Raw genomic sequence first — 6,730 nt, forward strand, 5'->3', positions numbered from 1 at the left:
CCTGCGCCACCGGGATCGCCCGGTGGACCGGCGCGACCCGGCTGCCGGACCCCCGGCAGCGCCGCTGGGCGGTCGGGGCGACCCTGGCCGGCCCGCTGTTGATCACCGCCGGCTTCCTCGCCGCCGCCTGGTAGGCGGGCACGGCGGTGAGGAAGGGGCCCCTGCTATACCGCAGGCGTTAACAGGGGGCCCTTCCTTTCACTCAGGCGTGCACGACGCCGTAGACCTCCCGGCGGCGCAGCCCGTACTCGGTGGCGACCTCGGTGATCGCGTCCCGCCGGGACAGCCCGGCCGCCTCCCGGGCGGCCACCGCGGCGCGCAGCGTGTCGTCGTCGGGCCGGGCCGCGGCGGCCGGCGACGCGCCGGCCACCACCAGGGTGATCTCGCCCCGGGGCTCGCCCTCGGCGGCCCACTCGGCCAGCTCGCCCAGCGGCCGGCGGACCACCTCCTCGTACGTCTTGGTCAGCTCGCGGCAGAGCGCGGCGGGCCGGTCGGGGCCGAACGCGGCGGCCAGGTCGGCCAGCGCGCCGGCGATCCGGTGCGGCGCCTCGAAGAGCACCAGCGTGCGCTCCTCGGCGGCGAGGGCGCGCAGCCGGGAGCGGCGGGCGCCGGGCGTGCGGGGCAGGAAGCCCTCGAAGCAGAACCGGTCGCAGGGCAGCCCGGAGAGCGCCAGCGCGGTGGTCACGGCGCTCGGCCCGGGGGCCGCGGTGACCGGGCAGCCGGCGTCGATCGCCGCCCGGACCAGGCGGTAGCCGGGGTCGGAGACGCTGGGCATGCCGCCGTCGGTGACCAGCGCGATCGTGTAGCCGGCGGCGAGCACGTCGACCAGTTCGGGGGTACGCCGTTCCTCGTTCCCCTCGAAGTAGGAGACGATCCGGCCCGGAACGGTCACGTCCAGGTCCCGGGCCAGCCGGGTGAGCCGCCGGGTGTCCTCGGCGGCGACCACGTCGGCGGTGGCGAGCACCTCGCGGAAGCGGGTCGAGGCGTCGGCCGGGTTGCCCAGTGGCGCGCCGAGCAGCACCAGCCGCCCTACCTCGGACATTTCACCCACGGAGTGCGCTCCTTCATCGACGGCCGTACCCATCTCGGAGACGACGGGCGCCACCGGGCACCTTCGCAGCCTACGATCGCCGGGTGACGAGTGCGTCGACAGCACAGAGCGCGGGCGCGGGTTCGGCCGGAGCGGACCCGACGCCCCCCGAGCGGCCCACCGCCGACCAGGCCACCGGCTCCGCGACGAGCGGCGCGGGCGGGATCCCCGCCGTCGTCCGCCGGCGGCTCGCCACGGTCGACGCCCACCTCGACGGCCGCGCCTGGCTGGCCACCGGGGTCGTCGTGGTGATCGCGGCGATCCTGCGCTTCGTCGGCCTCAGCGGCCCGAAGGGCAAGATCTTCGACGAGATCTACTACGCCCGGGACGCGTACGGGCTGATCGACCGCGGCGTCGAGTGGAACTACAAGGACGGCGGCCCGTCGTACGTGGTGCACCCGCCGCTGGGCAAGTGGCTCATCGGGCTCGGCGAGTGGGCCTTCGGCTACCAGGACGCGGAGCTGAAGATCTCCGTGCCGGGGCATCTCATGACGACCGCCCCGGAGTTCGGCTGGCGGTTCGCGGCGGCCGTGGCGGGCACCCTGTCGGTGCTGATGCTGGTCCGGATCGGCCGGCGGATGTTCCGCTCCACCACGCTGGGCTGCGCGGCCGGCCTCCTGCTCGCCCTGGACGGTTTCCACCTGGTGCTCTCCCGCACCGCCCTGCTGGACATCTTCCTGCTGCTGTTCGTGCTGGCCGCGTTCGGCGCCCTGGTCCTCGACCGGGACGCCCGGCGCCGCCGCTGGTCGCGGGCGCTGGAGGCCGGGCTCGACCCGTCGGCGCCGGGCCGGGCCGGCCGGCCGCCGTCGACGTGGCGGGACTGGCCGTGGTGGCGGCTGGCCGCCGGGGTGCTGCTCGGCTGCGCCTGCGCGGTGAAGTGGAGCGGGCTGTACTTCGTACCGGCCTTCGCGCTGCTGGTGATCTTCTGGGAGGTGGGCGTCCGCCGGTCCGCCGGGGTGCGCCACCCGTGGCGGGACGCCCTGCTCGACGAGCTGCCCTGGCTGCTGCTGGCCGGCGTGCTGATGGTCGGGACCTATCTCGCCACCTGGTCGGGCTGGCTGCTCAGCGACGACGGCTACTACCGGCTGGCCAGCCGCTACCCGAACACGCCGGGGCTGAGCGACGCCCCGGTCATCGGGCCGCTGATCAACCTGTGGGAATACCACAAGGCGGCGTACGGCTTCCACACCCAGCTCGACGACCCGCACAAGTACCAGTCCTGGCCGTGGCAGTGGCTGCTGCTCGGCCGCCCGGTCGCGTTCTACTGGTCCGGTGACGGCAACTGCGGCGCGCCGAGCTGCGCGTCGGAGATCCTGCTGCTGGGCACCCCGCTGCTGTGGTGGTCGTTCCTGCCGGCGCTGGCCGCGACGGCCTGGCTCGGGCTGGCCCGGCGGGACTGGCGGGCCGGGGCGATCCTGCTCAGCGTGGCCGCCGGCCTGCTGCCCTGGTTCTGGTTCGCCCTGGACGACCGGACGATGTTCTCCTTCTACGCCGCGCCGGCGGTGCCGTTCCTGGTGCTGGCGGTGGTCTACGTGCTCGGGGCGATCATCACGCCCGCGCCGGTCACCGGCACGGCGGCACCGCCCAGTGAACAGGACGTCTCCGAGCGGCGGCTGGTCGGCGGGATCATCGCCGGGGCGTACGTGCTGCTGGTCGCCCTCTGCTTCGGCTACTTCTACCCGATCTTCGTGGGCCGGCTGCTGACGTACGCGGACTGGTCCGCACGGATGTGGCTGGACGGCCGCTGGATCTGATCCGACCGGCAACTCTCGCGGCCCGGTGGCACGTCCACCGGGCCGCGTTTTTCGCTTGCGCTCGGGGAGTCGGCCGCCCTCGACGTGGTCGGCGACACAAAGAAGCGCGCCCCGATCGCCTGCCACGGGGGAAGCGGGCGATTGGGGCGCGCAAGAAGAGCTTAACCACACTCCCCCACTCACACAACGGGTCACCCCCGGTCAGATTTCCGACGAATGCGCCACCCCCCAAAAGGTTTACATCGGGCACATAACGGTGGGTCACGCGGGCGGAACCTTACGAATTGCTTACGGCCGAGCAGTGCCCCTGACCACGCGGGAAGCCTCCGGGCGGGGCCTCCGTACCGCCGGACCGACACCCAAATGATCTTCCAAAGTGGATCTCACTACACTTCGCCCGATGATCAACAAGAGACGATCGACAGCCGTCCTTCTCGGACTGTTGGCGACGACCGCGCTGATCGGTCCCCTCCCGGCCCGGGCCGACGACGAAACCGCCGAACCTCCCGCCGAGCCGCCCAAGGTCGAGCTCGTCCTCGACGTGAGCGGGTCGATGCGGGCCCGGGACATCGACGGGCGCAGCCGGATCTCCGTCGCCCAGCAGGCGTTCAACGAGGTCGTGGACGCGCTGCCCGACGAGACCCAGCTCGGCATCCGGGTGCTCGGGGCCACCTACCGGGGCAAGGACAAGAAGCAGGGCTGCCTGGACACCCAGCAGATCGTGCCGGTCGGCCCGGTGGACCGGACGCAGGCCAAGGCGGCCGTGGCGACCCTGCGCCCGACCGGGTTCACCCCGGTCGGGCTGGCGTTGCGCGCGGCCGCCCAGGATCTCGGCACGGGCAGCACGGCCCGCCGGATCGTGCTGATCACCGACGGCGAGGACACCTGCGCCCCGCCCGACCCCTGCGAGGTGGCCCGGGAACTCGCCGCCCAGGGCACCAAGCTGGTCGTGGACACCCTCGGCCTGGCACCCGACGAGAAGGTGCGCCGGCAGCTGCTCTGCATCGCCGGGGCCACCGGTGGCACGTACACGGCGGCGCAGAGCGCCGACGAGCTGACCGGCCGGATCAAGCAGCTGGTCGACCGGGCCCGGGACACCTACACGGCCACCCCGACCGTCGTCGACGGCTCCGCCGCGTGCGGCAACGCACCGCTGCTCGGCCCCGGCGTCTACACCGACCGGGAGGCGTTCTCCGAGCACCGCTGGTACCGGGTGCCGGTCCGGCCGGGCCAGGAGCTGCGCGCCTCGGTCAGCGTCGCGCTGGACCGGCCGGTCAACCCCGATTACGGGGTGCTGCTGCGGGCCACCGCGCCGGACGGGCGGGAACTCGTCCGGGGCGTCGACGCCGGCAGCGGGCGGACCGACGTGATCTCCGCGGGCCTGCGCTGGTCGGCGGCCGAGGACAGCCCGGAGCCGACACCGGGCGGCAGCGTGGTCGCGCAGACCGTGTGCCTGGTGGTCAGCAACGCCTTCGCGCCCCGGCCCGGCACCGAGGCCACCCCGGGCATGCCGCTGGAACTGACCGTCGACGTGGTCGCCGGGTCGCCCGCCCCGGACGGACCGGACCTCGGCCGCGGCTGGGCCCTGCTGCTCCTGCTCACCCTGGCCGGGCTGCTCACCGGACTGGTCGCCGGGCTGCTCACCCGCTGGTGGGTCGCCACCTGGAGGGAGAACTGAGGATGCGTACCCTGATCCGCTCCGCGGCGGCGCTGGCCGCCGCCGGGCTGACCCTCACGCCCGCCGCCGCCTCCGCCGCGCCCACGCCCACGCCGTCGCCCGGCGCGGCCACCGTCACCAAGGCCGGCACGTCGTTCCTCACCGCCACGGCCATCACCGCCGGGCAGCCGGTGCAGGTGGGCGCGTCGACCGGTGACCACCTCTACTGGTCGTTCCGCGCCGAGGCCGGGCAGGTCCACGAGATCACCGCCACCGTCTCCTTCCCGAAGGGCCGGACCGGCGCGTCCACCTGGACCGTGGACGTCTTCGACGGGCTGCGCCGGCGGCAGGCGTGCACCGCCGGCGCGCAGAGGCCCACCGCCGAGGCCGCCGCGACCAGCGTCACCCTCGGCTGCACCCTGCGCCGGGTACGCCCCTGGGCCGAGCCGTGGTCGGGCGATCCGCTGCCCGGCACCTACTACGTACGGCTCTCGGTGACCGAGCTGCCCGAGCCGGACCTGGGCCTGCCGATCGACGTCAGCCTGCTGGTCGGGGCGGACGGCGAGGGCGGCGCGTCCGGCGACGACGGCCGGCTGGCGGCGCCCCTGGTGCCGAACGTCCGGGCCGGGACGGTGCTCACCGCGGAACCGGCCCCGGAGCCGGTGGCCGAGGAGGAGACCGACCTCACCGGCTGGCTGCCGGAAGCCGGGTCGCGCTGGGTCTGGACCACCGCCGGTGGCGTGCTCGCCGCAGTGGCCGGCGTGGTCGGCTTCGCCCTCACCCGGCGGCCCCGCCGCCGCTGACCCCGCGACCGGCGGCCTGCGGCTGCCCCGGCGGCGACGCTCAGAAGGCGCGCGGCTGCCGGGGCACCCAGCCCATGAACCGGTCCTGCAGGGACGAGCGCGGGAAGGCGGGCAGGTCCTCCGTGGCGGCGGCGAGGCAGGAGCCGAGATAGACGCTCAGCGAGGCGCGGTCGGCCTGATACTCGGCCAGCAACCGGCGTTGCTTCGTGGCGCAGGGCCAGTCGTCGCCGCAGGAGCCGCAGGTCCAGCCGGGAGTGACCGGAGCGTGCTCCTCCGGCCCGGGCCCCGACGTCTCCGCACCACGCGTCATCGCACTCCCTCTCGCATGTGGACACCCTGAGCCCCCGTGTCCCTCCTGAAGCGTCCCGAAGCGCTGCGGCGTTACACACTGCGGTACCTTCCTCCCCGTGCGTGATCTGCTGCCGCCGGCGGTCGCGGTGGTGGTGGCCGACCCCGGCGACTGGTCCGGCGAGTTGCTCCCCGCCGAGCGGGACTGCCTGGGCGACCGGGCGGTGGCCGGCCGGCGCCGGGACTTCACCGCGGGCCGGGTCTGCGCCCGCCGGGCCCTGGCCGGGCTCGGGCTGCCACCGACGCCGGTCCCGTCCGCGCCCGACCGCTCCCCGGTCTGGCCGCCCGGGGTGGTCGGCACCATCACCCACACCCGGGGCTACTGCGCCGCCGCCGTGGCCCGCGCCACCGACGTGCGCTCCGTCGGGATGGACGCCGAACGCCACCGGGAGCTGACCCCGGGGGTACGCCGGAAGGTCTGCCTGCCCGAAGAGGAGGCGGAGCTGGCCCGGCTGCCCGCCGGGCTCCCCTGGCCGACCGTGCTGTTCAGTGTCAAGGAGACCGTCTACAAGGTCTGGTGGCCGGTGGTCGGCACCTGGCTCGACTTCCAGGACGCCCGGGTGACCCTCGACCCCGACGCCGGAACCTTCACCGCCCGGATCGCCCGCGCCCGGCTCGACGCCGCACCGGCAACTGATCGTCCGGCATCGATCAACGGTCGGTTCGCCATCGACGCCGATCTGGTACGCAGCGCCGCCGTTCTGGTACCCCGCTGAGGACCGCACAGTCAGCTTGTCCAATGCGGGTACCGTCAGTCCGACTGAAGATCTTCGAAGGTGCCAAGGAGTACGGTGAGCCACCCTCAGCCTCCGTTCGGATCCCAGGACCCGAACCAGCAGCCCCAGGAACCGCCGACCCAGCCGTTCCCCACCGCGCCGATGCCGCCGGTGCCGGGCAACCCGTACGCGCCGCCGCCGGCTGACCCGTACGCGCCGCCGCCGACCTCTGGCACACCGTACCCGCCGCAGCCGCCCACCCAGCCGGACCCGTTCGCGCCGCTGCCGCCCACCTCCGGCGCGCCGTACCCGCCGCAGCCGCCGACCTCCGGCGCGCCGTACCCGCCGCCGGCCGCCCCGGG

General features: G+C 74.6%; 6 protein-coding genes and 1 pseudogene. 4 read left to right on the forward strand and 3 right to left on the reverse strand.

Features of this window, described 5'->3' with window-relative positions:
- Nucleotides 1–202 precede the first annotated feature (202 nt).
- Nucleotides 203–1,042, reverse strand: coding sequence for a 16S rRNA (cytidine(1402)-2'-O)-methyltransferase (rsmI, locus tag ACWEVO_RS25860; protein WP_452310110.1), 840 nt, complete (start codon nucleotides 1,040–1,042; stop codon nucleotides 203–205).
- A 92-nt stretch (nucleotides 1,043–1,134) separates the two neighbouring features.
- Between rsmI and ACWEVO_RS25865 the strand changes: the two genes are divergently transcribed.
- The 3 genes from ACWEVO_RS25865 to ACWEVO_RS25875 all read left to right on the forward strand — a co-directional run bounded on the left by ACWEVO_RS25865 (nucleotide 1,135) and on the right by ACWEVO_RS25875 (nucleotide 5,304).
- Nucleotides 1,135–2,844 (forward strand): dolichyl-phosphate-mannose--protein mannosyltransferase, encoded by a 1,710-nt coding sequence (locus tag ACWEVO_RS25865; RefSeq protein ID WP_452310105.1) that lies wholly within the window; start codon nucleotides 1,135–1,137, stop codon nucleotides 2,842–2,844.
- 400 nt (nucleotides 2,845–3,244) lie between these two features.
- Nucleotides 3,245–4,522 carry a VWA domain-containing protein gene (locus tag ACWEVO_RS25870; protein ID WP_452310106.1) on the forward strand — a complete coding sequence of 426 codons (1,278 nt, stop codon included), beginning with the start codon at nucleotides 3,245–3,247 and terminating at the stop codon, nucleotides 4,520–4,522.
- 2 nt (nucleotides 4,523–4,524) lie between these two features.
- The gene (locus tag ACWEVO_RS25875) at nucleotides 4,525–5,304 is read left to right on the forward strand and encodes a peptidase (protein ID WP_452310107.1); all 780 of its coding nucleotides are present in this window, start codon (nucleotides 4,525–4,527) and stop codon (nucleotides 5,302–5,304) included.
- Nucleotides 5,305–5,344: 40 nt separating this feature from the next.
- Here ACWEVO_RS25875 and ACWEVO_RS25880 read toward each other — a convergent pair whose 3' ends face one another.
- Nucleotides 5,345–5,614 carry a hypothetical protein gene (locus ACWEVO_RS25880; RefSeq protein WP_452310108.1) on the reverse strand — a complete coding sequence of 90 codons (270 nt, stop codon included), beginning with the start codon at nucleotides 5,612–5,614 and terminating at the stop codon, nucleotides 5,345–5,347.
- A 97-nt stretch (nucleotides 5,615–5,711) separates the two neighbouring features.
- On the opposite strand from ACWEVO_RS25880, the gene ACWEVO_RS25885 reads away from it, so the two are divergent.
- Nucleotides 5,712–6,368, forward strand: coding sequence for a 4'-phosphopantetheinyl transferase family protein (locus ACWEVO_RS25885; protein WP_452310109.1), 657 nt, complete (start codon nucleotides 5,712–5,714; stop codon nucleotides 6,366–6,368).
- A gap of 86 nt (nucleotides 6,369–6,454) precedes the next feature.
- On the opposite strand, the pseudogene ACWEVO_RS25890 reads toward ACWEVO_RS25885, so the two are convergent.
- Nucleotides 6,455–6,730: pseudogene (locus tag ACWEVO_RS25890) on the reverse strand (PE family protein); the annotation flags it as partial.

This window comes from Micromonospora sp. NPDC003776, assembly GCF_053605645.1.